Source organism: Caballeronia sp. SL1002, from assembly GCF_057814995.1.
This window is the reverse complement of sequence record NZ_JBYMUW010000004.1, coordinates 283,790-309,686: the sequence shown is the minus strand read 5'-3', so window position 1 is coordinate 309,686 and position 25,897 is coordinate 283,790. Positions and strand designations below refer to the sequence as shown.

Annotated in this window: 24 protein-coding genes; 13 read left to right on the top strand and 11 right to left on the bottom strand. The window is 64.9% G+C overall.

Features of this window, described 5'->3' with window-relative positions; genetic code table 11:
• The first annotated feature begins 40 nt into the window (after positions 1–40).
• Positions 41–721, top strand: coding sequence for a (5-formylfuran-3-yl)methyl phosphate synthase (locus tag AC3D25_RS22870; RefSeq protein WP_488890755.1), 681 nt, complete (start codon positions 41–43; stop codon positions 719–721).
• A 1,170-nt stretch (positions 722–1,891) separates the two neighbouring features.
• On the opposite strand, the gene AC3D25_RS22865 is transcribed toward AC3D25_RS22870, so the two are convergent.
• Genes AC3D25_RS22865 through AC3D25_RS22855 form a run of 3 tightly spaced genes read right to left on the bottom strand, consistent with a single transcriptional unit; the run spans position 1,892 to position 4,624 of the window.
• Positions 1,892–2,482, bottom strand: coding sequence for an amino acid kinase family protein (locus AC3D25_RS22865; RefSeq protein WP_488891059.1), 591 nt, complete (start codon positions 2,480–2,482; stop codon positions 1,892–1,894).
• Positions 2,483–2,519: 37 nt separating this feature from the next.
• The gene (locus tag AC3D25_RS22860; RefSeq protein WP_488890754.1) at positions 2,520–3,614 is read right to left on the bottom strand and encodes a hydantoinase/oxoprolinase family protein; all 1,095 of its coding nucleotides are present in this window, start codon (positions 3,612–3,614) and stop codon (positions 2,520–2,522) included.
• The gene (locus AC3D25_RS22855) at positions 3,611–4,624 is read right to left on the bottom strand and encodes an ATP-grasp domain-containing protein (protein ID WP_488890753.1); all 1,014 of its coding nucleotides are present in this window, start codon (positions 4,622–4,624) and stop codon (positions 3,611–3,613) included. The genes AC3D25_RS22860 and AC3D25_RS22855 overlap by 4 nt, the downstream gene beginning before the upstream one ends.
• Positions 4,625–4,636: 12 nt before the next feature.
• On the opposite strand from AC3D25_RS22855, the gene AC3D25_RS22850 reads away from it, so the two are divergent.
• The 11 genes from AC3D25_RS22850 (at position 4,637) to AC3D25_RS22800 (ending at position 14,932) form a co-directional block, all read left to right on the top strand.
• Positions 4,637–5,395, top strand: coding sequence for a HisA/HisF-related TIM barrel protein (locus tag AC3D25_RS22850; protein ID WP_488890752.1), 759 nt, complete (start codon positions 4,637–4,639; stop codon positions 5,393–5,395).
• A gap of 240 nt (positions 5,396–5,635) precedes the next feature.
• The gene (locus AC3D25_RS22845) at positions 5,636–6,973 is read left to right on the top strand and encodes a molybdopterin-binding domain-containing protein (protein ID WP_488890751.1); all 1,338 of its coding nucleotides are present in this window, start codon (positions 5,636–5,638) and stop codon (positions 6,971–6,973) included.
• Entirely contained in the window at positions 6,970–8,670 is a 1,701-nt protein-coding gene (locus AC3D25_RS22840) for a formylmethanofuran dehydrogenase subunit A (protein WP_488890750.1), read from the top strand. Before AC3D25_RS22845 ends, AC3D25_RS22840 begins: the two co-directional genes overlap by 4 nt.
• A 14-nt stretch (positions 8,671–8,684) precedes the next feature.
• Entirely contained in the window at positions 8,685–9,632 is a 948-nt protein-coding gene (gene fhcD / locus AC3D25_RS22835) for a formylmethanofuran--tetrahydromethanopterin N-formyltransferase (protein WP_488890749.1), read from the top strand.
• Entirely contained in the window at positions 9,629–10,447 is an 819-nt protein-coding gene (locus tag AC3D25_RS22830) for a formylmethanofuran dehydrogenase subunit C (protein WP_488890748.1), read from the top strand. Before fhcD ends, AC3D25_RS22830 begins: the two co-directional genes overlap by 4 nt.
• A 74-nt stretch (positions 10,448–10,521) precedes the next feature.
• Positions 10,522–11,088, top strand: coding sequence for a cytochrome b (locus AC3D25_RS22825; RefSeq protein WP_488890747.1), 567 nt, complete (start codon positions 10,522–10,524; stop codon positions 11,086–11,088).
• A 19-nt stretch (positions 11,089–11,107) separates the two neighbouring features.
• Positions 11,108–12,028, top strand: a complete 921-nt coding sequence (gene pqqB / locus AC3D25_RS22820; protein WP_488890746.1) for a pyrroloquinoline quinone biosynthesis protein PqqB — start codon at positions 11,108–11,110, stop codon at positions 12,026–12,028.
• Positions 12,025–12,741, top strand: coding sequence for a pyrroloquinoline-quinone synthase PqqC (gene pqqC / locus AC3D25_RS22815; RefSeq protein ID WP_488890745.1), 717 nt, complete (start codon positions 12,025–12,027; stop codon positions 12,739–12,741). Before pqqB ends, pqqC begins: the two co-directional genes overlap by 4 nt.
• Complete coding sequence (gene pqqD, locus AC3D25_RS22810; protein WP_488890744.1) at positions 12,738–13,019, top strand: pyrroloquinoline quinone biosynthesis peptide chaperone PqqD; 282 nt, start codon at positions 12,738–12,740, stop codon at positions 13,017–13,019. The genes pqqC and pqqD overlap by 4 nt, the downstream gene beginning before the upstream one ends.
• A gap of 3 nt (positions 13,020–13,022) precedes the next feature.
• Positions 13,023–14,210, top strand: coding sequence for a pyrroloquinoline quinone biosynthesis protein PqqE (pqqE, locus tag AC3D25_RS22805; RefSeq protein ID WP_488890743.1), 1,188 nt, complete (start codon positions 13,023–13,025; stop codon positions 14,208–14,210).
• A complete protein-coding gene (locus AC3D25_RS22800; protein ID WP_488890742.1) occupies positions 14,207–14,932 on the top strand; it encodes a response regulator in 726 nt (241 codons plus the stop codon). The genes pqqE and AC3D25_RS22800 overlap by 4 nt, the downstream gene beginning before the upstream one ends.
• On the opposite strand, the gene AC3D25_RS22795 is transcribed toward AC3D25_RS22800, so the two are convergent.
• Positions 14,839–15,900, bottom strand: coding sequence for an ATP-binding protein (locus AC3D25_RS22795; RefSeq protein ID WP_488890741.1), 1,062 nt, complete (start codon positions 15,898–15,900; stop codon positions 14,839–14,841). The two genes, AC3D25_RS22800 and AC3D25_RS22795, sit on opposite strands and share 94 nt — an antisense overlap.
• A 196-nt stretch (positions 15,901–16,096) precedes the next feature.
• Between AC3D25_RS22795 and AC3D25_RS22790 the strand changes: the two genes are divergently transcribed.
• A complete protein-coding gene (locus AC3D25_RS22790) occupies positions 16,097–18,451 on the top strand; it encodes a TonB-dependent receptor (RefSeq protein ID WP_488890740.1) in 2,355 nt (784 codons plus the stop codon).
• 66 nt (positions 18,452–18,517) lie between these two features.
• On the opposite strand, the gene AC3D25_RS22785 is transcribed toward AC3D25_RS22790, so the two are convergent.
• From AC3D25_RS22785 to AC3D25_RS22755, 7 genes are all read right to left on the bottom strand, one after another.
• Positions 18,518–19,558: a cytochrome D1 domain-containing protein gene (locus AC3D25_RS22785; protein WP_488890739.1), complete on the bottom strand. Its 1,041-nt coding sequence runs from the start codon at positions 19,556–19,558 to the stop codon at positions 18,518–18,520.
• 148 nt (positions 19,559–19,706) lie between these two features.
• Positions 19,707–20,243 (bottom strand): DUF3280 domain-containing protein, encoded by a 537-nt coding sequence (locus AC3D25_RS22780; RefSeq protein WP_488890738.1) that lies wholly within the window; start codon positions 20,241–20,243, stop codon positions 19,707–19,709.
• Between the two features lie 81 nt (positions 20,244–20,324).
• A complete protein-coding gene (locus AC3D25_RS22775; RefSeq protein WP_488890737.1) occupies positions 20,325–20,723 on the bottom strand; it encodes an FKBP-type peptidyl-prolyl cis-trans isomerase in 399 nt (132 codons plus the stop codon).
• Between the two features lie 81 nt (positions 20,724–20,804).
• A complete protein-coding gene (locus AC3D25_RS22770) occupies positions 20,805–21,656 on the bottom strand; it encodes a carbohydrate ABC transporter permease (protein ID WP_488890736.1) in 852 nt (283 codons plus the stop codon).
• Positions 21,657–21,666: 10 nt separating this feature from the next.
• The gene (locus AC3D25_RS22765; RefSeq protein WP_488890735.1) at positions 21,667–22,593 is read right to left on the bottom strand and encodes a carbohydrate ABC transporter permease; all 927 of its coding nucleotides are present in this window, start codon (positions 22,591–22,593) and stop codon (positions 21,667–21,669) included.
• A 65-nt stretch (positions 22,594–22,658) separates the two neighbouring features.
• Positions 22,659–23,876, bottom strand: coding sequence for an ABC transporter substrate-binding protein (locus AC3D25_RS22760; RefSeq protein WP_488891058.1), 1,218 nt, complete (start codon positions 23,874–23,876; stop codon positions 22,659–22,661).
• Positions 23,877–23,936: 60 nt separating this feature from the next.
• Positions 23,937–25,889, bottom strand: coding sequence for a beta-galactosidase (locus AC3D25_RS22755; protein WP_488890734.1), 1,953 nt, complete (start codon positions 25,887–25,889; stop codon positions 23,937–23,939).
• Positions 25,890–25,897 lie beyond the last annotated feature (8 nt).

The following is a 25,897-nucleotide window of genomic DNA, read 5'->3' as shown; positions in this document are numbered from 1 at the left end:
TCGTCGTAGTAGTAGAACCCATTGGAACATTGGAGAGACCATGACCGCGTTGCTCGCGAGCGTTCGCTCGCCCGAGGAAGCATTGGATGCCGCCGAGGCCGGCGCAGATTTGATCGACCTGAAAGAACCGCATGCCGGTGCGCTGGGTGGCGTGGCGGTCGACGAGATCGCGCGGATTGTCGTCGTGTTGCGCGCGCGCTTTCCGCTCAAGCCGATCAGCGCGACGATCGGCGACATTCCGACCGAGGCGTTCGACGCGATCGCCTCGCGGGTGATCGAAGTGAGCGAGACGGGCGTGGATTACGTGAAGGTCGGCGTGAGCGCGAGCGTGGCGGCCGAGGCGTGTCTCACGCGGCTGGCGGGATTGCCGGCGTCGGTCGTGCCGGTCTTGCTGTGCGATGACGGGATCGACGTCGAGTTGGCTTCGTATGCCGCGTCGCTGGGATTTGTGGGCATCGTCTTCGATACCGCGCAGAAGGATGGACGAACGCTATTCGATTGCGTTGATGAGGAGGTGCTGGCGCGGTGTATCGGGACGATCGGCGCGCGCGGGATGATGGCCGGGGTCGCCGGATCGCTCGATTGGGCGCAGCTTGCGCAGATTCGCGCGCTTGCGCCGGACTTTGCCGGATTTCGATCAGCGTTGTGTAGCGCGGGGCGCGCGGGGAGGATTGATCCGTTGCGCGTCGCGCGGTGGGTGGGGGCTGTACATGGGTTTTGATTTTTTTTGCTGCGCTTGAGTTGGGGTTAGGGTTTGCTCGCCCCGGCGGATGTTTGCTCGGGCTGGGTTGGTTTGCTGGCGCTGTTTGATTTTGTTTGCCTGTGGTTTCTGGGAACTTGCTTTCGTGTAGGTCTATTAGCACGCCGCTATGCGCGGCAGCAGTCACTTTCTTTGGCTAGCTGCAAAGAAAGTAACCAAAGAAAGCAGCTTTTCCGGCTAAGTGTCCGCCACTCATAACAACTCGGATAGGCACGCAGGCTAACTCGGTTATCGCGCAGTTATACTTTTTTGGCACAGCGCCTGTCAGTTCCATCCTTGCTGCGCTCGGACGTCGGGCATAGCTGCCTAGTTACGCGCTTTCTGGGAACTTGCTTTCGTGTAGGTCCATTAGCTCGCCGCTGTGCGCGGCAGCAGTCACTTTCTTTGCTGCTGCAAAGAAAGTAACCAAAGAAAGCAGCTTTTCCGTCTAAGTGTCCGCCTCTAAGAACTACACGGATAGGCACGCAGGCTGACCCGGGCAGCTCGCATTCGTTGGTATTGGCACAGCGCCTGTCAGTTCCATCCTCGCTGCGCTCGGACGTCGGGCATAGCTGCTTAGTTACGCGCTTTCTGGGAACTTGCTTTCGTGTAGGTCCATTAGCTCGCCGCTGTGCGCGGCAGCAGTCACTTTCTTTGCTGCTGCAAAGAAAGTAACCAAAGAAAGCAGCTTTTCCGTCTAAGTGTCCACCACTCATAACAACTCGGATAGGCACGCAGGCTGACTCGGTTATCGCGCAGTTATTCGGATTGGCACAGCGCCTGTCAGTTCCATCCTCGCTGCGCTCGGACGTCGGGCAGATCAACAACCGTCGGTTTGGTTTGGTTGTTCGGTTATGCCGTCCCGGCAGGCACTTCGTGCCTGCCGGGATGAATGAGCGGCTCCACTCTGTAGGGTGGTGCGATGGCCGAATCAGCTTGCGAACCACTCCGGGAAGCCGTTCGTGGCGGACACTTAGACGGTCACGCTGCTTTCTTTGGTTACTTTCTTTGCAGCAGCAAAGAAAGTGACTGCTGCCGCGCATAGCGGCGTGCTAATAAACCTACACGAAAGCAAGTTCCCAAGAAGCGCAGGCAAACAAAAGCAACGAGCGCCAGCAAACACCAAAAACCAAACCCAAGCGCCAGCGACCCCTAAACCACGGGAATATTCAAAAGCCGCTCCCGCATGGCCCCCACGTCCCCTTTCCCGAGCAATTCAACAACATAGTTAGCGTCGCTGACATACTCGACAAACCGCGCATCGAGCACTCCGGCCCCAGCAAGCGCCGCCAGCGAGGCGCCCCCGTCGACCTCGCAAGACTTCACCACAATCAACCGCTCCGCATTCAGCGAAGTCGAAAGCCATGCGGCAAGGCTGTCGGAAGTCGTGTCCCAGTTCGTCATGGCGTCGGGCGTGCCGCGCATCAACCCAATCGGCACCCACACCGCCACACGACCATTACGCAACGCGCGCCGGATCAACTCCTCGCTCGACGCCAACACCAGCTCCGGCTGCACCCCCTGCATCAAAATCGCGTACTGCGCCATCGCGAGCAAACACATGTTGTGTGCGGCCAAGTCGTCGAATTCCCATTCGCGCTGGTAATGCCGCACCTGATCGGCAAAATCGCCGCCGCCCGGCACAATCACCACTCGCCCGCCGCCTAGCTCCCAAAGCTGCGTGAGCCAGTCCCGCAGCAACGGGTCGTGACTCAGGCTTCCGCCGATTTTCACCACCCACATGTTCATTACCCCCGCAAAAACCCAACATGATCGGCACCTACGCGAACTCCCGCGACGCCAGCAACAACGCCACCGCCGCACTCGGCGCGCACGTGGAGATCCACTCGGACAGCGCCTCGGCACGCTCGCCCCGCGCGCCGAGCATCGCGAAATCGAGATGACTGCGGGATTCCTGCTGGGCAAGCGCGGCGGCCAGAAACCGCCCGCATCCCGCGCCGACAATCGGCGCGCGCGCGAGTTCGGGATGCCGCGACGCCACGCGCAACACGTTCGCGCCGATCGCGCGCAATTGCTCGCCGCGCCAGGTCTCGGCGAAGATCCGCCAATCGGCGTCACCCGCCTCGGCGGCATCGCGGCCGATCATGCGTGCCAGCCGTTCGCGGCTCGCGGCGGCGGTTTTCGGGCCGTTATCGGCGGCGGGATACTGGTCGTGCGGCGGCCACAGTTCGCCGGTCAACCGATACACATCGGCGCTCGTCGCGAACCACTCGTTCATAACGCCGGTCGTCTCGCCCCGGAACGCGATGTGATGCGCCACGCCGCACAAGGGGGTCCGCACGACGCCCTGATACACGAGTTCGCCGTTCTGCAACCGCGCGGAATCGGTCGAGCCGCGCGCGGCGACGCGCCCGCGCACGATCGGCACGATATCCGTGGTCGTACTGCCAATATCGACGAAAATCGCGTCCGGCACGCGGCTCGCCACCCACCGCGCGCTCGCGTGCCAGTTCGCCGACGCCACCTCGCGCCACGCGGCCACGCATTCATCGGCGCGCAGCCAGCCGCTGGCGCCCGCGCTCGCAGCCGCATAGAACGCGGTGTCCGCGCCGAGCCGCGCGGCGAGCGTGCGCGAAATTACGCGCACGCCTTCGGCACGATCGCCGAACAGATCGACCATTTCGCCCGTCATCGTGATGCCGTGGCGCGCGCCGCGCGCACTTGCGGACGGCCAGCGCGCGAGCACCGCGTCGATGGTCCGTTCGAGATGCTCCAGCCCCTGCCAGAGCGGACACGCCCACTGCGCGACATCGACCAGCACGCCGGACGCATCGGCCATCGACACTTTCACGTGCGCGCCGCCGACGTCCCAGCCGAAAACATCGCCGTCCGGAACCGCGTCAGCGGCGCTCACGATACGGCTCCGCACGCGGTGATATCGACGTCGTGCGCCGCCAGCAAATCGGCCGCCAGATTGCGCCCGAGCCGCGCGGAAAGTCCGCCATACGCGACCGTCAGACGCGGATTAACCTCGATCACCACCGGCCCGCGCTCGGCGTGCCACACGACGTCGATCCCGCAAAACCCGCGCAATCCCGGCAGCGCATCGCAGACACGCCGGGCGAGCGCATCGAGCACGCGTCCCTGAACGCCATTCCGGTCGATCCTGTCCACATCCACACCGCCGAACTCAACGAGCCATCCCGGCCCGTCGACGCTGCTCAGTCCGATCCGCTGCCGGTTGATGCTCACGAGGCGTGGCCCTCGCGCGCCGCACACGAGCGACAGACTCAGCGGCTCGCCGTCCACCCACTCCTGCAGCACCGGATCGCGCCCGGCGGCGGCGCGGGCCTCGAAGTCGGCGCTGGCGTCGGCGGCGTAATCGTAGAGCGACGTTTCGAGGCCGCCCGCGCCGTCGTCGGGCTTCACCACCCAGCGCCGCGCGCCGCGCCCGTCGAGCTGCGCGGGCGTGAGCGCGGGCGTCACGTCGATACCGTGCGCCGCGAGATGCGCCGCCGTCGTGCGTTTGCTCGACGCCGTGCGGATCGCCGCCTCGTCGCAGCCCAGCCAGCGCGGCGCGCCGACGACCGCCGCGAGTTGCAGCAAAAGGCCGTCGCATTCCGGCGCGACGATGAACGCATAATCGTGTTCGCGCGACACCCGCGCGACGAAATCGAGCATCGGCTCGCCGGTCTTCGCGCGGCAGTAAGCGAAAGCGGGGCCGGCGCTTTCGATATTCTCGAAGCGCGAACTCGCGACGCACGTTTCCACGCCGTCGAGCGCGCGCAAGTCGGCGGCGAGCGCGTCGCGCATCGTGCGGCCTTCCGCGATCAACGCGCTGAGGTCGGCCAGGCTGCCCGCCGGGGCCAGATCCGGGTCGATGCCGCCGCCGGTGAGATACTCGAAGACAAATATCTTGATCAAAGGAAATCCTTTATGCGCGTGATACCGGTTCTCGATCTGCTCGACGGCCACGCGGTACGCGCGGTGCGGGGCGAGCGTTCGGCCTACCTGCCCATCCAGTCCTCCTTGTGCCCGACGAGCGAACCGCTCGCCGTCGCCCGCGCGCTGATCGACCTGACAGGCGCGAACACGTTGTATATCGCCGATCTCGACGCGATCCTCGGCCGGGATAGCCTCGGTCACGCCGCCCTGCTCGGCGCGCTTTGCACCTGCTTCGCCGAGGGCGGCCGCACGGCGAAAATCTGGCTCGACGCAGGTTTCGCCGACTTCCCTTCGATGCTCGCGTTCTTCGAACGCATCGGCATCGAACGCGCGCGGGCGACGCTCGTGCCGGTGTTCGGCACCGAATCCCTCATCGATCCCGCCGCGCTCGACGCCGCCGCCCGCGCCGGCTTCGACCCTATCCTGTCCCTCGACCACCGCGCCGGGCGGATGATCGTCCATCCCGACGCGCCGCCTCCATCCTTGCCGTCGTCCACACCTTCGCGCTGGCCGCGCCGCGTGATCGCGATGACGCTCGATCAAGTCGGCGCTTACGAAGGTCCGGACCTCGCCACCTTCAACGCGATCCGCGCCAAGGCCGGCGAGCGCGCGGTGATCGGCGCGGGCGGCATCCGCCATGCCGCGGATCTCGCCGCAGCCGCCGCGAACGGCGCGCCCGCGTGGCTGGTTGCATCGGCGCTGCACGATGGTCGACTCGACCTTGGCGCCGGAGAGCGCCGCAGCCGGTAACACAATATCCGTGCCAGTCGCCGGATCGCGCGTGCGCCGCGCGGTACGTGCCGCGACCATTCGGCGTGTGACACAGTGTTCCGGAAAGACGCACATTCTGTGTTGCACTGCCCGGTGCGGGGCTTGAGGCACGGACGCAGCGCGCTCCGACCCGCGCCGTAATTTCCGGCGGAGGCACAAACCGCCGCCCAATCGACAAAATCGATAAAAATCGGCATGGACCTTGCTCTACCGAGCGCCATGTCCCTGTCCTCTCCCACCGATCCGAACGTCGCCAATCCGCTATCCGCCGCCGTCACGCGGGGCTGGACCTGCCCGTTCTGCCCGCTGCTGTGCGACGACATCGATGCCGCTCAACACGCCGACCACACGCTCGCCGCGCCCGCGACGGACTGCTCCCGACTGACCGGCGCGCTCGCGCGATACGGCGCGCAGGACGGTCGATGCAGCGCGTCGGTCGATGACGACGACGTCGCGCCCGACGCCGCAATCGCTCGCGCGGCGGAACTGCTCGCGGCGTCGCACCGGCCGCTGTTCGGCGGCTGCGCGACTGATGTCGAAGGCGCACGCGCGCTCTATACCCTGGCGGCGCATTGCGGCGCGACACTCGATCATCTCGACGGCGACGCGCTCGCCGTTTCAACGCTTGCGCTGCAGGATCGCGGCGCGATGTTCGCGACGCTCTCCGAGGTCCGCAGCCGCGCCGATTTGCTGGTGGTGATCGGCTGTCAGCCGTCGTTGCGTTATCCGCGCTTTTACGAGCGTGTTTTCGGCGGGACCGACACGCCGCGCGAGTGGTGTTTTGTCGGCTGCGAGGCGGATCCGAACGCACATCAACCCGGCGCCGCGGTCGTCGCGCCCGGCGTCGATCTCCACGGCCTGCTCGCGCTCCTGGCCGCGCTCGCAGAAGGCCGGCGCGCGGAATCGCTCGACGACGGCTCGGGCCTGGCCCAAACGCTCGCCACGCTCGTCACGCGCGTGGCGTCGGCGCGCTACACGGTGTTCGTCTATGAACCGGCGGCGCTGCCCGGTGCGCACGCGGCGCTCTTGATCGAAGCGCTTCAGCGGATCGTCAAGGCCGTGAACCGGACGACGCGCGCGGGCGCGCTCGCGCTCGGCGGCGCGGAAGGGGGAATAAGCGTGAATCAGGCGGTGACGTGGCTCTCGGGCTTCCCGCTGCGCACGCGCGTCGCCAAACCGGGTCGCGCGGCCGGCCTAGCCCCGCTCGATTACGATCCGCATCGCTACGCCACGGCGCGCTTGATCGGCGAAAAGCAGATCGACGCGCTGCTCTGGATTGCCAGTTTCGAGCCGCATCCGCTGCCCGACGCGCTCGATCCGCACGTTCCCGCCATCGTGCTCGGCCATCCGGCGCTTTGGCACCGGCTCGGCACGCGCGCCGCGCCGACCGTGTTCATTCCCGTCGCGACGCCCGGTATCGACGCGAACGGGCATCTGTTCCGCATGGACGGCTCGGTGGTCGCGCCGCTGACGGCCGCGCGGGGATTGGGGCTGCCGACCGTCGCGCAGGTTTTGACGCAAATCGCTGCGCGCCTCGACGCCGGGAGCACGCCATGAGCCTGACGCGCCTCACCGGAGGACGGCTCTACGATCCGACGAACAACGTGAACGGCGAGCAACGCGACCTGTATTTCCGCGACGGCCGGATGGTCACGCCCGAGCCGGGCGCATCCGTCGATCACGACTACGACGCGCGCGGCATGGTGGTGATGGCGGGCGGGATCGACCTGCATTCGCACATCGGCGGCGGCAAGACGAATCTGTCGCGGCTTTTGCTGCCCGAAGATCACCGCGACGACGCCCCGCGCGACTACGCTTACGAGTCCGTGCGCGACGAAAACGGCCGTTATCTGCGGCTGCCGTCGTGCGGCACCTGCACGCCGGGCACGCTCGCGACCGGCTACCGCTACGCCGAAATGGGCTACACCGCCGCGTTCGAACCCGCGATGATGCCGTCGAACGCGCGTCACACGCATCTCGAAATGGGCGACACGCCGATCATCGATCACGGCGCCTACGTGATGCTCGGCAACGACGAATTCTTGCTGCGCATGCTCGCGGGCCGCGAGGATTTCGAGCGCATGCGCGATTACGTCGGCTGGACGATTCACGCGAGCCGCGCGCTCGGCGTAAAAGTGGTGAATCCGGGCGGCATTTCGGCGTTCAAGTTCAACCAGCGCTCGCTCGATATCGACGAAAAGCACGTCCACTACGGCATCACGCCGCGCGACGTGCTCGCCACGCTGACGCGCGCGCTCACCGAATTGCGCGTGCCGCATCCGCTGCATGTTCACGCGAGCAACCTCGGCGTGCCGGGCAATCTCGCCTCGACGATCGCCACGATGGACGCCGCCGGCGGCTTGCCGATCCACCTCACGCACATCCAGTTCCACAGCTACGGCACGGACGGGCCGCGGAAGTTTTCGTCGGGCGCGCGAGAAGTCGCGGAGGCCGTGAACGCGCGGCCGAACGTGTCCATCGACGTCGGGCAGATCATTTTCGGGCAGACCGTCACCGCGTCCGGCGACACGATGATGCAGTTCAAGAACGCGCCGTTCGCGAATCCGCGCAAGTGGATCGCGGGCGATATCGAGTGCGATGCGGGCTGCGGCGTCGTGCCGTTCCGGTATCGCGAGCAAAGCTATGTGAATGCGCTGCAGTGGATCATCGGGCTGGAGATGTTCCTGCTGGTCGCCGATCCGTGGCGCGTGTGCATGACGACCGATCACCCGAACGGCGGCCCGTTCACGAGCTATCCGCACCTGATCCGCCTTCTGATGGACAAATCGTTTCGCGACGAGCAACTCGACCGGCTGCATCCAGAAGCGAAAACCGGCAGCGCACTCGCCGAAATCAGCCGCGAATTCTCGCTCTACGACATCGCGATCATCACGCGCGCGGGCCCGGCGCGGCTGCTCGGGCTCGCCGACCGCGGCCATCTCGGCGTGGGCGCGGCGGCCGATATCGCGGTTTATCGGGAAGACGCCGACCGGGAGCGCATGTTCACGTCGCCCGCGTTCGTGTTCAAGGACGGCCGGTTGGTCGCCCGCGACGGCAACCTCGTCGCGACGCCGACGGGCGGCATCCACTATGTCGCGCCCGAATTCGACCGTGGCATCGAGAAGACACTGCGCGCATATCGCGAGGCGAATCTGGTGGGCGAACACGCGCACACGGCCATCGGCGACGACGAAATCTGCGGCTTCTGCCACGGCGGACGGCTGCTGCCGGTCGCGTGCGCGGCCTCGGTCTAGGCACCGGGCGAGCAATGCGGATCAACGAAACCCTGATCGACGATACCTTCGCGGAAGCCTTCCCGATGAAGGCGACGCGGCTCGTCATCACCGCGCATTCGCCCGTCTGGGCGCGCCACGCCGCGCAGTCGCTCACCGGTTTCGCAACTTCGGTGATCGATTGCGGCTGCGAGGCGGGCATCGAGCGCGCGCTTTCGTCGGAAGAAACGCCGGACGGACGCCCCGGCATCTCGGTGCTGATGTTCGCGATTTCGTCGAAGGAACTGGCGAAGCAGATCGCGCGGCGCGTCGGCCAGTGCGTGCTGACCTGCCCGACCACGGCAGTCTATAGCGGGATCGACGCTTCAACGAGCCGCGCGCCGCTCTCGGATCGTGCGCCGCTCGGCGCAGCGCTGCGCTTTTTCGGCGACGGCTGGCAGATTTCGAAGATGCTCGGAGAAACGCGCTACTGGCGCGTCCCGGTGATGGACGGCGAGTTCGTCTGCGAGGACACCGCGCAAACCGTGAAGGCGGTCGGCGGCGGCAATCTGCTGTTTCTCGCGCGCAATCTGGACGCCGCGCTCGACGCCGCCGAAGCCGCCGTCACCGCGATGCACGCGCTCCCGAACGTGATTACGCCGTTCCCGGGCGGCGTGGTGCGTTCCGGATCGAAGATCGGCTCGAAATATGCCGGCGCGCCCGCGTCCACGAACGACGCGTTTTGCCCGACGCTGATTGGTTTATCGAAGAAAAGCGAGCTCACGGCGGAGATCGGCTGCGTGCTGGAAATCGTGATCGACGGGCTGACCGACGCCGACGTCGGCGCGGCGATGGCCGCCGGGATCGCCGCCGCGAGCGCGCCGGAGCGCACGGCCGGCGTGCTGCGCATTTCGGCGGGAAACTACGGCGGCAAGCTCGGACCCTATCATTTTCATTTGCGCGAACTGGCGACGCGCGCCGGTCTCGACGGGGAAGCGTCATGAGCACGCTCACGTTGCGCGTGCGCACCGCGCCGGGCTTTCGGGTCGATGGTTCCGCGCTGCTGCCCGCCACGCTCGCCGCGCTGCCGGACGCCGAAATCGGCCGCGTGCTGTTGCCCGCGAGCAACGATCTCTGCGCGCTCGGCGATCTCTTCGATATTTCGCGCACGGAAAGCGACGAGCCCGCGCTGGTGATCGAAGGTGACGTGCGCTGGCTCGACCGACTCGGCGCGGCGATGGCGTCGGGGAATTTGCGCGTGGTGGGATCGGCGGGCGATTACGCCGGACTGCGAATGAGCGGCGGCGAATTGCGGATTGAAGGCGACGCGGGCATGTTCACCGGCGCCGAACTGCGCGGCGGACGCATCGACGTGACCGGCGACGCCGGCGATTTCGCGGCCGGCGCGCTGCCGGGCGACATGGAAGGCATGAGCGGCGGAACCTTGTCGATCGAAGGCAGCGCGGGCGCGCGTCTGGGCGACCGGATGCGGCGCGGCGCGGTGCTGGTGGGCGGCAATGCCGGCGATTACACCGGCTCGCGGATGGTGGCGGGAACCATCGCCATCGCGGGCACGACGGGTGCGCATATCGGTTACGGCATGCGGCGCGGCACGCTTTTGCTGCTGAACGCGCCCGCCAGTATCCCGCCGACCTTCACGGAAGGCGGACGCGGTTTCGACGTATTCTGGTCCTTGCTCGTGCGCTCGTTCGCGAAAGAGCGCGTGCCGTTCGCGTTATTGGCCGCGCACGCGTTGCCGCGCCGTTTTGCGGGCGATCTCGCCGTGGACGGACGCGGGGAATTGCTGATCGCGGGCTGACGCCGAACGACGCATGATAGGAGAGCACTTGCGCCACGATTTGCGTACACGGGCTTGCGGCACAGGGAGACGACATGAACGCCACGCATTCCGGCAGTACGGCGCGCGGCCCGAACACGGCGCCGCTGCGCTACACACCGACGATGATCGCGCTGCACTGGCTGATCGCGCTCGGCATCATCGGCATGCTCGGCGTGGGCCTCTACATGGTTTCGCTGCCGAAGGGGCTGCCGTTCAAGGCGACGCTCCTCAACTTTCACAAGTCGCTCGGCTTGACGATTTTCCTGCTGGTGCTGATCCGCATCTTCGTGCGCATGGCCTCCGGTCGGCCGCCGCTACCGCCGATGCGAGCGTGGCAACGCGCCGCCGCGAGCGCCACGCAGGTTCTTTTATATGCAGGCATGATCGTGATGCCGCTCTCCGGCTATCTCGGTTCGTCGTTCAACCGCTTCGGCACGCGCTTCTGGGGCATTGCGCTGCCGAAATGGGGCTGGGACGACGCGCATCTGCGCAGCATTTTCTTCGGCATCCACGAGGTGAGCGCGTGGGTGCTGATCGCGGCGATCGCGCTGCATATTCTGGGCGCGCTGAAACACCAGTTCATCGACCGCGACAATCTGCTTTGGAGGATGAAACCATGACCAGACGAGCTTCCGCGCGATGAAGATTCGGGTGTTGGGATCGTCGGCGGGCGGCGGTTTTCCGCAATGGAACTGCAACTGCCGCAATTGCGACGGCGTGCGGCGCGGGACGATCGCGGCCACGCCGCGCACGCAATCGTCGATTGCGGTGAGCGTGGACGGCGTGTCGTGGCTGCTCGTGAACGCGTCGCCCGACCTGCTCGCGCAGATCGCGGCCAACCCGGAATTGCAGCCGGCGCGCCGCGCGCGCGACACCGGCATCGCGGCGGTGCTCTTGATGGACGCGCAGATCGACCACGTCACCGGTCTTTTGATGCTGCGCGAAAACGCCGCGCCGTTGCCGCTCTATGCCACCGATTCCGTGTGGCAGGACTTGTCGGCGAGCTTTCCGGTCGTGCCGATCCTCTCGCATTATTGCGGCGTCGAGCATTGCCGGATCGCGCTCGACGGCGCGCCGCTTCAGGTGTCCGCGCTGCCGGGCGTGCGGATCGACGCGTTGCCGCTGTCGAGCAAGGCGCCGCCGTATTCGCCGAATCGCGAAGCGCCCGTGCGCGGCGACAACATCGGCTTGCTGTTCACCGCGCCCGATTCCGGACGGCGCGCGTTCTACGCGCCCGGTCTCGGCGTGCTGGAACCGCACGTGCTCGACGCGATGCGCGAAGCCGATCTGCTGTTGGTCGACGGCACGTGCTGGACGGGCGACGAAATGATCCGGCTCGGGTTGTCGAAGAAGACGGCCGCCGACATGGGGCATCTCGCGCAAACCGGCGCGGGCGGCATGATCGAAGTGCTCGAATCGATCCGCCGGACCGGCGTGCGGCGCGTACTGATCCATATCAACAACACGAATCCGATCCTGATCGAAGACGGCCCCGAGCGGCGCGTGCTGGCCGAGTACGGGATCGAAGTGGCTTACGACGGGATGACCTTCGAACTATGAACGCCAACGCTGCAAACTCATCGCCAGGTCCGGCCTGGAGCCGCGACGAATTCGAAGCGCAGTTGCGCGCGAAGGGCAAGGCTTATCACATTCATCATCCGTTCAACGTGAAGATGAATTCGGGCGGCTGTTCGCGCGAGCAAATCCGCGGCTGGGTCGCGAACCGGTTCTACTACCAGATCAACATTCCGCTGAAAGACGCCGCGATCATGTCGAATTGTCCGGATCGCGAGACGCGCCGCCGCTGGGTGCTGCGCATTCTCGACCACGACGGCTACGGCGAGGACGAAGGCGGCATCGAAACGTGGGCGCGGCTGGGCGACGCGGTCGGCCTCTCGCGCGACGAACTCTGGTCGCTCGAACACGTGTGTCCGGGCGTGCGTTTCGCCGTGGACGCCTACGTTAATTTCGCGCGTCGCGCGCCGTGGCAGGAAGCCGTGTGTTCATCGCTGACGGAAATCTTCGCGCCGCAGATTCATCGCGACCGCCTGGCGACATGGCCCGGCCACTATCCGTGGATCGAAGCGGACGGTCTCACGTATTTCCGCTCGCGCATTTCGCTTGCGCAGCGCGATGTCGAGCATGGACTCGCCGTCACGCTCGATTACTTCAAGACGCGCGAGCAGCAGGAACGCGCGCTCGATATCCTGCAATTCAAGCTCGACATTTTGTGGTCGATGCTCGATGCCATCGAAAAGGCCTTCCCGACATGAACGACCCGACCCTGCCCGAAGGCGCGGTTCTCCGGCCGAAGCTCAAGCGGATTTTTCGTCTGCAATGGGAGCCGGCGCAGGACGCGCACGTCTTGCTGTATCCGGAAGGCATGGTGAAATTGAACCAGAGCGCCGCGCAAATTCTTCTGCGCTGCGACGGCACGCGCGACATGCCGCGCCTCATCGCCGATCTCGAAGAGGCGTTCGGCGCGGCCGGGCTTGCCCCCGAGATCGAAGCGTTCGTCGCCGATGCGCAAACGCGCGGCTGGCTGGAGTAATCCATGACCGATCTGTCCATTCCACTGTCAGAACCCGCGCCGGTCCCGGCCGCGCCGCCCGTCGCGCCGCCGCTGTGGCTGCTCGCGGAGCTGACGTATCGCTGTCCGCTGCACTGCGCGTTCTGCTACAACCCGGTGAACTACACCGATCACCACGACGAACTCGATACCGCGCAGTGGATCGACGTATTGCGTCAGGCGCGCGCGCTCGGCGCGGCGCAACTCGGCTTTTCGGGCGGCGAGCCGCTCATGCGCGACGATCTGGAAACCTTGGTCGGCGAGGCGCGCAAGCTCGGCTTCTACACGAACCTGATTACCTCGGGCATCGGTTTGACGGACAAGCGGCTCACCGCGCTGAAGGAAAACGGGCTGGATCATATCCAGCTTTCGTTTCAGGATTCGACGCAGGAACTCAACGATTTCCTGAGCAGCACGCGCACCTTCGACCTGAAAAATCGCGTCGCGCGTTCGATCAAAGCGCACGGCTTCCCGATGGTGCTCAACTGCGTGCTGCATCGCTACAACCTGCCGCACGTGGACAAGATCATCGAGATGGCGCTCGCGATGGGCGCCGAATATCTCGAACTCGCCAACACGCAGTATTACGGCTGGGCGCACACGAACCGCGCGCAATTGATGCCGACGGCCGAGCAATTGCAGGAAGCCGAAGCGGTGGTCGAGCGCTACCGGAAGGAAATCGGCCATCGCTGCACGATCTATTTCGTCGTGCCGGATTACTTCGAGACGCGGCCGAAACGCTGCATGAACGGCTGGGGATCGGTGTTTCTCGGTATCGCGCCGGACGGCGCCGCGCTGCCCTGCCACACCGCGCGATCGCTGCCCGGCCTCGAATTTCCGAACGTGCGCGACGTGCCGCTGCGAGAAATCTGGTACGAGAGCGACGCGTTCAACCGGTTTCGCGGCTTCGACTGGATGAAAGAGCCGTGCCGCAGTTGCGAGGAAAAGACGCGCGATCTCGGCGGTTGCCGGTGTCAGGCGTATCTGCTGACGCAGGACGCCGCGAACGCCGATCCGGTTTGCGATAAATCGCCGCATCACGAGAAGGTCGTGCAGGTGGTGCGCTCGGCGGCGGCACGCGCGCCCAACGAACATCCGGTCGTGTTCCGCAACGACGCCAATTCGCGCCGGCTCGCCACGACTTCCCCCTCCGATCCAGACCCGCGCCCATGACGAACGCCTGCATATCCGTCCTTCTGGTCGACGATCACGCCGTGGTGCGCGAAGGCTACCGGCGTTTGCTCGAACTCAGCCCCGACGTCCGCGTGGCGGGCGAAGCCGCGGATGCCGCGCAGGCTTATCAGCGCTTTTGCGCGGTACAGCCGGACGTCGTGGTGATGGATCTGGCGCTGCCGGGCGCGAGCGGGATCGAGGCGATGCGGCGCATGCTCGCGCGCGAAGCGTCCGCGCGCGTGCTGATTTTCAGCGTCCACGAGGAAACGCTTTTCGTGCGGCGCGCGCTCGATGCCGGCGCGCACGGCTACGTGACCAAGGCGAGCGCGCCCGATGTGCTCGTCGAAGCCGTGCGGGCGGTCGCGCGGCGCGTGCGGTATCTGAGCGCCGATGTATCGCAGGCGCTAGCGCTACGCACCGCGTTCAGCGAAGGCCCGCCCGGACGCCAGTTGTCGGCGCGCGAGTTCGAAGTGCTGCGTTTGCTCGTGCAGGGCTACACGCTGCCCAATATCGCGGAACGGCTGGGCTTGAGCCAGAAAACCGTGGCGAATCATCAATCGGTGATCCGGCAGAAATTCGGCGCCGATAACGGTGTGCAGCTCGCGCAGATGGCGAACCGGCTCGGCCTTCACTTCTCCGAATTCGCGGCGGCCGGCGTACCGTCGGTGTCGCTGGAATCGCTCGGATCGATGGGTTCGCTCGGGTCGAGCAGCCCGGCCTGAACGCGCACGCGCGCGCAGAACAGAAAACCGCCGCCCGCCTCGCTCGCGACGTGAAATTCGCCGCCGAGCGCCTCCACGCGCTCGCGCATGCCGATCAATCCAAGTCCCGCGCGCGGTTTGGCGAGATCGACGCCGGGGCCGTCGTCGGCCATGCTCACCACGACTTCGCCCGCGCGCCCGTCCTGGCCCGGCGTTCGCACCAGATAGATTTCGACCCGCGCCGCGCGCGCGAACTTCGATACGTTCGTCAGCCCTTCCTGAACCAGCCGGTAAAGCGTGATGTTGAGCGCGTCGCTCAAATGCGAGAAATCGCCGTCGATGGTGAGCGCGAAAACCGCGTCCGGCAGCCGCTCGCGCCAGCCTTCCACGCAATGTTCGACCGCGCTCGGCAGGCCGAATTCGTCGAGACCGATCGGGCGCAGCCGCCGTATCATCCCGCCGATCTGCCGGTACACGAGGCTCGCGCTCTGCATCACCGCAAGCGACACGCGATGAATCTCCGGCTCCCGCGCCGCCGATAGATCGCGGATGCGCGCGGCATCGAGCGAAATGGCGTTCAGATACTGCCCGAGTTCATCGTGAAGTTCGCGCGCGAGATGCCGGCGCTCGGCTTCCTGCGCCTCGATCGCCTGCGTGGCGAGCCGCCGGTTATCGGCGAGCAGCCGCTCGGCCTCCTCCTCCAGCGCGCGCCGGTACGCTAGCTCGGCCCGCGACTCCCGATACCGCCGCCACGCGAACCACGCGAGGGCGATTGCCAGCACGAGCAGCGTGGCAGGCAATTCATCGAGTTGAAACCCCTCGGCGCGGCGCGTCCAGCGATACGCGAGTTCGCTCACGTCGAAACTCGCGCACAACGCCGCCGCGATCAGCGTGACGGCGAGCACGCAGAAGAGGTCGAGCCGCACCGTCGAGCGCGACGCGTTACGCGGCTCCGGCCGGGCATTGAGTGTGACGGATTCGGTTTGCATGGAGAGGCATTCTACGCATGGGCCGAGTGCGCGTTGTGCGTGCAATGGCGGGTTTGGGAACGATTCCTGACACATTCGGGAGAACTTCCCGGGTCGCGCGTGCCTCTCTTGTGCGACGCTTGCCTTACAGTTCCGGCGGCGTATCGAGCGTGCCGGACTTCAAAAAAAAGCAGCATAAAAGCGACCGGAGACGACGATGAAAATCATGGCGCGCAAAAAGCTTCGTGGACACCCGTTCAAACCCCGGGCCGCGTGGCGGCTCTGCTTCGGCGGCGCGCTGGCGGGACTCTCCGCTACCGCGTGGGCGCAGGCCGAGCCGACCACGCCGAACGCCGCGAGCGCGCCCACCGCCGCCAGCGCGCCGAGCGCGACCGAAACCGCCGTCACCGAATTGCCGCCGATTCTCGTGATCGGCACGACGCCGCTCCTGGGTGTCGGCACGCCGCTCGAACGCGTGCCCGCGAACGTCCAGACCATCCGTGGGCGCGACATCGACCAGCAGCATCCGAACACGCTCACCGATTATTTTTCGAGCAACGTGCAGAGCGTCGATGTCAACGAGGCGCAGGGCAACCCGTCGCAGGTGGACATCAACTACCGTGGCTTCACGGCCTCGCCGCTGCTTGGAACGCCGCAGGGTTTGTCGGTATTTCTCGACGGCGTGCGCGTCAACGAACCGTTCGGCGATGTCGTGAACTGGGACCTGATTCCGCAGGCCGCCATCAGCACGATCCAGATCATTCCCGGCTCCAATCCGACCTTCGGCCTCAACACGCTCGGCGGCGCGGTCGCCGTGACGACCAAGAACGGCCGCTCGGACCCCGGCGGCGAGGCCGAGATCACGGCCGGATCGTTGGGACGGAAGTCCGCGCAGATTCAGCAGGGCGGGACGATCGGTCAGAACCTGGACTACTACTTCACCGCGAACGCAACCAACGACGACGGCTGGGCCGACCACAATTCGAGCCGTCTGCGCCAGGCGTTCGGCAAGCTGCGCTACACCGACGCCGACACCACCATTTCGTTGTCGGCGGGCGGCGCCGACAACACGCTGCAAGGCTCGCAGACCATTCCCCGCTCGTTTCTCGACAACTACAAGCAGGCGTACACGTTCCCGGACGAGAACCACAATAGCGTCGGCTACCTGACGCTCTCGGCGGATCACTATTTCACGCCGAACGTGCAGTTGAGCGGCAACATGTACTACCGGCATTACCGGAACACGAACATCAGCAGCAACGTCAACGACGACTTCGGCACCGTCGACGACGACGGCAATATCGACGATACGCAAGCGAGCAACGACAAATCCGTGATCGTGACGGACAGCTACGGCGCGAGCGTGCAATTGACGTTGCTGCAAAAGCTCTTCGGCCGCGACAACCAGTTGGTGCTCGGGACGGCGGCGGATCTGTCGAACTCGCACTTTTCGCAATCCTCGCAGGACGCGGCGTTCACGGACTCGCGCGCGACCATCGGCACGGGCGATTTCGTCCCGAACACGGACGCGAAGACGCGCAACGAGAACTACGGCATCTATTTCGAGGACACGTTGAGCTTCAACGAGCAATGGTCGATGACGCTCGCCGGGCGTTATAACTGGTCGCGCGCGGTGATCGGCGATGAAAGCGGCGTGCAGCCGCTCCTCGACGGACGCCACACGTTCTCGCGCTTCAACCCGGCCGTCGGCGTGAACTGGAACCCGACGCCGGGATTCACCGCCTATGTCACGTACAACGAAGGCATGCGCTCGCCGACCTCGATCGAACTCGCGTGCGCCGATCCGGCCGCGCCCTGCTCGCTGCCGAACGATTTCATCGCCGATCCCTCGCTCAAACCGGTGATTTCGAAAACCTTCGAAGTGGGCGCGCGCGGGCGGCTCGGCAATCACACCACGTGGAGCGCGGCGGCCTACAGCACGACGCTCACCGACGACATCCAGTTCATCAGCAGCAACGGCGCGGCGAGCACGCTCGGCTATTTCCAGAACGTCGGCAAGACGCGCCGGCAAGGGCTGGAACTCGCTGGACGCACGCAGTATGGTCCGCTCGGATTCGCCGCGAGCTACAGCTATATTGACGCCACGTATCGTTCGACCTGGACCGAAAGCAGCGGCAGCAATTCGAGCGCGGACGCGAACGGCAATATCACGGTGAATTCGGGCGACAAGATTCCCGGCATTCCGGCGAACACGATCAAGGTCAGGATCGACTATGCGGCCACGCCAAAGTGGAATATCGGCACGAACCTGAGCTATCGCGGCAGCATCTTCGCGCGCGGCGACGAGAACAATCAGGATCAGAACGGCTCGGTCGCCGGGTATTTCCTGATCGACCTCGACACCACGTACAACATCACGAAACAACTCCAGGTGTTCGCGACGGTGAAGAACCTGCTGAACAAGCGCTATTCGAGCTTCGCGATTCTCGGCGAGAACTTCTTCAACGGTCCGAACCATACCTTCGACGGCACGGCCACCACGAACGAGCAGTTTCTCGGGATCGGCGCGCCGCGCGGTGCGTGGGTCGGCTTGCGGTATGCGTGGAAGTAAAGCGGCGTGAACATGAAAAAGCCCCGCTTTTTGCGGGGCTTTTTCATTGGTAGAAGCGGCGAAAGATTACTTCGACTCGATCGATCCCGCACTGCGCGGCCACGTTACGACGCCCCACGCGAGCGGCAGATCGCCGATCTGCTTGATGGTCTGGAAGCTGGTGGCGTCGAGCACGTACACCGCGTTCGAGCGGCCGCACGCGATCAGCAGCTTCGAAGCGTCGGGCGTGAAGCTGAAATGCCAGCAACGCTGTCCGATTTCCGCATCGGCGATGTGATCGTAGGTTTTCGCGTCGAACACTTGCAGCGTCTTCGCGCGCGCCGCCGCGACCAGCAAGCGCTTTCCGGCGGGATCGAACGCGACGCCGTAAGGACCGGTCTTGGTTTCCACGGACTTGACCGTCGCCAGCGTTTTTGCGTCGAGCACGACGAAGCGGTTGGTGTTTTCAAGCGTCACCACATATTGCGAGCCATCCGGCGACACTCTGATGCCACGCGGACGCGAGCCTTTGTCGAGCTTCACCTCGCGCACCGGCGCACCGCTGCCGGTGCGGTAGACGGACACGGTGTCGTCGCCTTCGTTGGTCACGAGCAACTCGCGGCCATCCGGCGAAAATTCGACGCCTTCCGTCTCGTGTCCGCTTTTCACCGAGCGGATCACCTTCATCGTTTTCAGATCGACGATGGCGATTTCCGCGGGAGGGCGGTTCGGGTCGTCGTCGTCGTCCTTGCCCGGCGGCCCGCCGTTCTCGCCCGGCTCATACGTCACATACGCGAATCCGCGATGAACCCGCACGAACTCCGGGTTCTTCCCGATCGTGACGCGCGTGACGACCTTGCCCGTCGCGGTATCGATGGCCGAGAGCGTGCCGGACTTGTTGGCAACGTAAAGACGCCGTCCGTCCGCGCTCAGGCTCAGGCCGCGTGGACCGTCTTTGCCGAGATCGATGGTCTTCGCGAGCGTCATCTGGTCGAGGTCGATCACGCCGACGCCCGCCGTCTCGCTCGTCACATAGGCGGTCGGCGCGGGCGCGGCATGCGCGACACCCGCAGCCAGCGCGATGGCGGATAACAGCGCGCGTCGCGCGCCGGGATTTCTGCGATGCATTCGTGTCTCCTGCTGGGTGCTGTTTTTGTTGTTCGTGGCGTGTTCCGTCGAAGTGTCGTTGTCGCCTGCCTCAACTTAGCGCAAGCCCGACACCGTTGACAACGCCAGCAGACGGGAGAATTTCCCGAATTCCCGCTGATCGCGTACTTCAACGGCGCGCGTCGGGGTCGGCGGCGAGCAAATCGACGAGCGAGCCGATCCCGCGCCGCCACGACAGGTCCGTGTTGCCGCGAATATCGACGGAGCGCTGGAACAATGTCGCGCCGCTGCCGACATCTTCGACCCGCAGATTGATATTGAGGATGAGGTTGCTGATCTTCTGCACCCAGCACACGCCGACGCGTTCCGCGCCGAGCTTGCGGCCGATCTCGCGCTCGCAGCCGTTGCAGGCGTTGAGGTCTTGCGAGGATTGCAGTTGTGCGATCAGGGCGGCGGCGGGCGCGGTGTCCAGCACGTCGAAGATTGCGCGCGTGCCGAGTTGCGTGCGCAGTTCGTTGCTGGCGACGGTCACGCGTTCGCGCTGCGCGCGATCGGTTTCGGCGTCGTTATAGGCGGCGTTATCGTCGATCAGCGTGCAGTCCGCGACCGCGATGCTGCGCGTGGGCGGCGATTGAGCGAACGCGCCGGTGGCGCAGATCGAAAGAACGCTCGCGCAGACGGCGAGCGTGGATCGCAGGAATCGCATGACGGCCTCGGGTTGCACGGCGGATACGTCGTTCAGGCGTATGCGCGAGCAAGGGTAATGCCAGGCCGTCGCGTTAAAACCTTAGTTGCCGATTTTCAGCAGTTCGACTTCGAAAGTCAGCGTGCTGTTCGGCGGAATCGAGCCGACGCCGCGATCGCCGTAAGCGGTCGCCGCCGGGCAGACGAGCGTCGCCTTGCCGCCGACTTTCATCTTCTGCACGCCTTCGGTCCAGCACGGAATCACGCGGCCGAGCGGGAACGACGCCGGCGTGCCGCGCTTATACGAGGAGTCGAACTCCGTGCCGTTCGCGAGCGTGCCGCGATAGTTCACCGTGACGGTATCGGCGGCGGTCGGTTGCGCGCCGGTGCCTTCCTTGGTCTGGGTGATCTTGACGCCCGACGGCAGCGTTTCAGTCGTGCCGGCGGCGTGAGCCGACGCGGCGATGACGACGGACGTGAGCAGGAATGCGAGCTTTTTCATTTGAGCTTCCTCGGTTCTATATCGCTGACGACGCAGCGTTATGGTGTGACGAACCGAGGAAGATAGCACGCGTCGCGCGTTTTACCCCTTCGTCGCGCCGAACGTCAGCCCGGCGACGAAGTGGCGCTGCATCGCGAAGAACATCATCACGGATGGCAGCGCCGCCAGCACCGATCCCGCCGACACCAGGTTCCACGCGGTCGTCCACTGTCCTTTCAGCGCGGCGACGCCGACGGTGATCGGTGCGGCTTCATCGCCTTGTGTCAGGCACAGCGCCCAGAAGTAGTCGTTCCACACGAACGTGAACACGAGAATGCCGAGCGCCGCGAGCGCGGGCCGGATCAGCGGCAGCACGATCTTGAAGAACACGGTCCACTCGTTCGCGCCCTCGATCCGCGCCGCCTCGATCAGTTCGAACGGCAACTGCTTGATGAAGTTGCGCAGGAACAGCGCGCAAAAGCCGGTCTGAAACGCGATGTGGAAGAGAATCAGCGCGCCGACCGTGTTGAACAGCCCGAGTTGCAGCGACAGGTCGCGCACCGGAATCATCAGGATCTGGATCGGCACGAAATTACCCGCGACGAACGCCGCGAACAGCGTCGTGTTGCCGCGAAACGTGTAGATCGCGAGCGCGAAACCCGCCATGGCCGCGAGCGTGATCGAGCCGATCACGGCGGGCACGGTGATGAGCACACTGTTCCAGAAATAATGCAGCATCGGCGAGGTGGTGAGCGCGTCGCTGTAATTTGCGATCAGCGAAAAATGGCGCGGCCAGCCCCAGTAATTGCCCTCGACGAGTTCATCGGATGAGCGGATCGACGTGACCATCACCGCGATCAGCGGCAGCAGCCAGATCAAGAGCGCGATCGGCAAGCTGAGCTTGTACAGCGCGCGATTCGCGGGTTTCCATTTTGCAACTGGCGTGGGAAACATGGCGCGCTCCTTATTGCTCGGTGCGCAACATGCGGCGCAGGTGGAAGACGATATAGACCAGCATGATGGCGAACAACACCACGGCAATCGCGGCGGAATAGCCGATGCGGTAGTACTTGATAGCCTGGTCGTACATGTAATACGCGAGCACGGTCGAACTCTCGAACGGCCCGCCGCCGCTCATCACGGCAATCAGGTCGAAACTGCGCAGCGCGCCGATGATCGTCACGACGATCGCCATGAACGTGGTCGGCCGCAGTTGCGGCAGCACGACGTGCCAGAGCATCGTCCAGCCTTTCGCGCCTTCCATGCGCGCCGCCTCGATCTGCTCGGCGTTCAGCGAGGTCAGCCCGGTCAGATAGAGAATCATGCAATACGCGGTTTGCGGCCACAGCGCCGCGAAGATGATGCCGAAGGTCACGTAGCGCGCATCGCCGAGCACCGGCACGCCGTGGCCCAGAATCACCTTGAGCAAGCCGAACGTGGGATCGTAGAACCACGAAAACATCAGGCCGACCACCACGCCCGACAGCACGAACGGCGCGAAGAACAGCGACTTCACGAGCCGGATGCCGGCCACTGCCTGGTTCAAATACAGCGCGACGGCGAGGCCCATCGGCGGTGCGAGCAGGAACAGCACGAGCCACAGCACGTTGTTCTTGAGCGCGGTGTAGAAGGTCGGCGCCTGAAACAATTCGACGTAGTTCGAGAGACCCGCGAAGGTCTTCTCCGACATCCCGTCCCAGTTGTAGAAACTCAGCGTGATGCTGGAGAGGATCGGATAAACCACGTAGATCGCGACCATGATGCAGGCGGGCGCGAGAAAGAGGAACGCGGCCAGCCGCTGCTGGCGCGCGGTCGAGGAGATGCGGCGGCGCTTCGCTTTCGGTGCCGCGGCGCCGAGCGCGTCGGGGCGCTCACTTCGGACGGACTGCATGACGGACTCTCCGGGATACCACGGCGCGCGACCGGGAAGGTCACGCGCCGTGTCAAACGAGGATGCTACTTCTTGTAGATCCGCTTGCGCGTCGTTTCGAGTTGCGCAAGGATCGCATCGAGCTTGGTCGGATCGGAGATGAACTGCTGCATGCCCTTCATGCCTTCGTCCGCCATTTCCTTCGTCATGTCGCGGTCGTAGAACTGCGCAATGCCGCCCTTCGTATTCGACAGGATCTGGAAGCCGATCTTCGAAATCGGATCTTCCGGTTCCGGCGACTTGGCGTTAGCCGGCAGCGAGCCGAGACCCTTCGCGAGCTGCGCGCTGATATCCGGCGTTTCCATGAACGCGAGGAACGTGTGCGCGTCGGCCTTGTTCTTCGCCTTCGAAGGAATATGCATCGATTCGACCGGGCCGTCTTCCGCCGTCGGCACCTTCGCGTCGATGATCGGGAACTGGAAATAGCCCATCTGCGGCTTGATGTTCGCCGGGAAGCCCGCCGTGATGAACGTGCCCATCAGCATCATCGCGGCCTTGCCCTGGAACAGGAACGGCTGCACGGCGTCGAGATCGTAGGAGAGCGAGTTGTCGATAAACACGCCCGCGTCGATCAGTTCCTTCCACGCGGTATAGACCTTCTTCACGCGTGCGTCGGTGTACGGCACTTCGCCCGCCATCAGCTTCTGGTGGAAAGCGTTGCCGTTGATGCGCAGATCGAGATAATCGAACCAGCCCGCGAGCGTCCACGCGTCGCGGCCCGCAACGGCCACCGGCGCGATACCCGCTGCTTTCAGCTTCTTGCATGCATCGAGGAATTCGGGCCATGTCTTCGGCTCGCCGGAAATGCCCGCTTTCGTGAACAGATCCTTGCGATAGAACATGCCCCACGAGTAGTACACGGTCGGCGCCGCGTATTGCTTGCCGTTGTACGAAGACGCTTCCTTCGTCGATGCGTACATCGTGTTCCAGTCGTTCTTGTTCCAGTCGTTCGTCAGGTCCTCGAACAGGCCGCGCTTCGCGTAGTACGCCATGCGCTCGCCGTTGTGCCACGTCACGATATCGGGCGCGATGGTCGAAAGCCAGCCGGGCAATTGCACCTTGTAGGCTTCTTCATCGACGAACGAAACCTTCACGTCGATATCCGGATGCGCCTTCTTGAATTCGTCGATTGTCTGTTGCCACACCGCGCGCTGGCTTGCGCCCTTGAACGCGACGTTCACGTTCAGCGTGCCGGCCTGCGCCAGTCCCGCCGTGGCGAACGCGGCCGCTACGGCGGCGCACATCAGCCCGTTGCGAATTGCAATCTTCATGCGTGTCTCCTCATTGATGAGTGTTGTGTCATGTCATTGCTCGCGATAAATCGCGATGCCCTGCGGTCCAACTTCCTCCTGCCCCACGATAAAACGCGCGCCCTTCGCGGGGATCGTGTACGGCGTTTCAGCGTAGTTGAACACGTACGTCAGCGCACCGCGCCGACTGACGCGCACGCCTTCGCCGAGACGCAGCACGTCGAGTTCCGCCTCCTCCGCGACGCGGGCGAAGACGTCTTGCGTGAACGCTTCGTCGAAGAGGCTTGCGCAGTAGTGGAACGCGCCGTGCCGCACGATGGCCGCGTGGCCGTCCTCGAACGACGCCTGCACCTGCACGCCCTCGCCTGCCTCGATGAAGTCGCGCCAGTGCCGCGCCTGCCCGCCATCGCCGACCGCCACGGTCACGTTGGGCCGCATCGACTCGACGCGCCAGACGCGGATTGGCAATGCGCTTGCGAGCGGTCCCGGCGGCAGATTCGCGGGAATCGTGAGGTTTTCCGTCTTCGATCCCGTGCGCGGACCGATCACCACCTGCGCGCCGCTTGCGGCGAGCCGCTCGGCGAAACCATCGGGCAGCACCGGCAGCGGCGGCACGACGATCATCTTGTAACCGTCGAGCGGCGCCGTGACCGGCACGATATCCACATCGAGGCCGAGGCTGCGCAGCGCGCTGTAGTACTCGTAAGCGAAACGCGGATAGTGAAAATCCGCGCCCTGCGGATGAATCTCGAACAGCCACTTCGCTTCGTAATCGAAGACGAGCGCGACCTTCGCCGCGACGGGCGCGATGGCGTCGGCGTTGTCGGCGGCGAGCACTTGCGCGATCTCGCGCGCCGTCTGCTCCGCCTCCGACCCGCCGATATCCAGCCGGTTATCGGGCGTGTTCAGCCCCGCATGCATCTGTTCCTGCGCGAACGGCGCCTGACGCCAGCGGAAATACGACACGCAACCCGCGCCGTGCGCGAACGCTTCCCAGCTCCACAGCCGCACCATGCCCGGCAGCGGCGCCGGATTCCACAGCGCCCAGTTGACCGGGCCGGGTTGCTGCTCCATCACCCAGAATGGCTGCTTCGACATGCCGCGATACACATCGTGATTAAACGACGCGAAATCCGGATGCCCGGTGCGCAGCCATTTCGCCTTGATCGACGGATCGAACCATTGTTCTTCCAGCGCGCCGAGCGGATAGCTGTCCCACGCGGCGATATCGAGATCGGCGGCGACCTTGTAGTGATCGAACTCGGTGAACAACTGCATGAAGTTATGCGCGACCGGACGACCCGGCGAATGCGCGCGGATGATCTCGGTCTGCATGCGATTGAAGCGCACGACTTCATCGGAGGCGAAACGGCGGTAGTCGAGCCGATGCGACGGATGCGCCTCGGTGACGGTGGCGACGGGCGGGTCGATCTCGTCGAAGCTGCGGTATTCCATGCTCCAGAACACCGTGCCCCACGCGGTATTCAGCGCATCGACCGTGCCGTAACGCGCCTTCAGCCACTCGCGAAAACGCGCGGCGGCGGCCGGCGAATAGCTGACCACGGTGTGATGGCAGCCGAATTCGTTGTCGGTTTGCCAGAAGGCCACGGCCGGATGCTGGCCGTATCGCGCGGCGATGGCCGTGCAGATTTTCTTCGATGCCTCGTAATACGACGGCGATGAAAAATCGTAGTGACGGCGCGAGCCGAACGCACGCGGCCGGCCATCGGCGCCCACCGGCAGAATGTCCGGATGACGGTCGATCAACCACTTCGGCGGCGTCGCGGTCGGCGTGCACATGACCACCTTCAGACCCGCGTCGGCCAGCACATCGATCGCGCGATCCAGCCAGTCCCACTGGTATTCGCCGGGGCTCGGCTCGATCCGGCTCCACGCGAACTCCGCGATCCGCACACGTTCGATACCGAGCGCCTTCATGCGCGCGGCGTCGTCGCGCCACATCGCTTCAGGCCAGTGTTCCGGGTAATAGCAGACTCCAAGGTGCATGCGGTGCG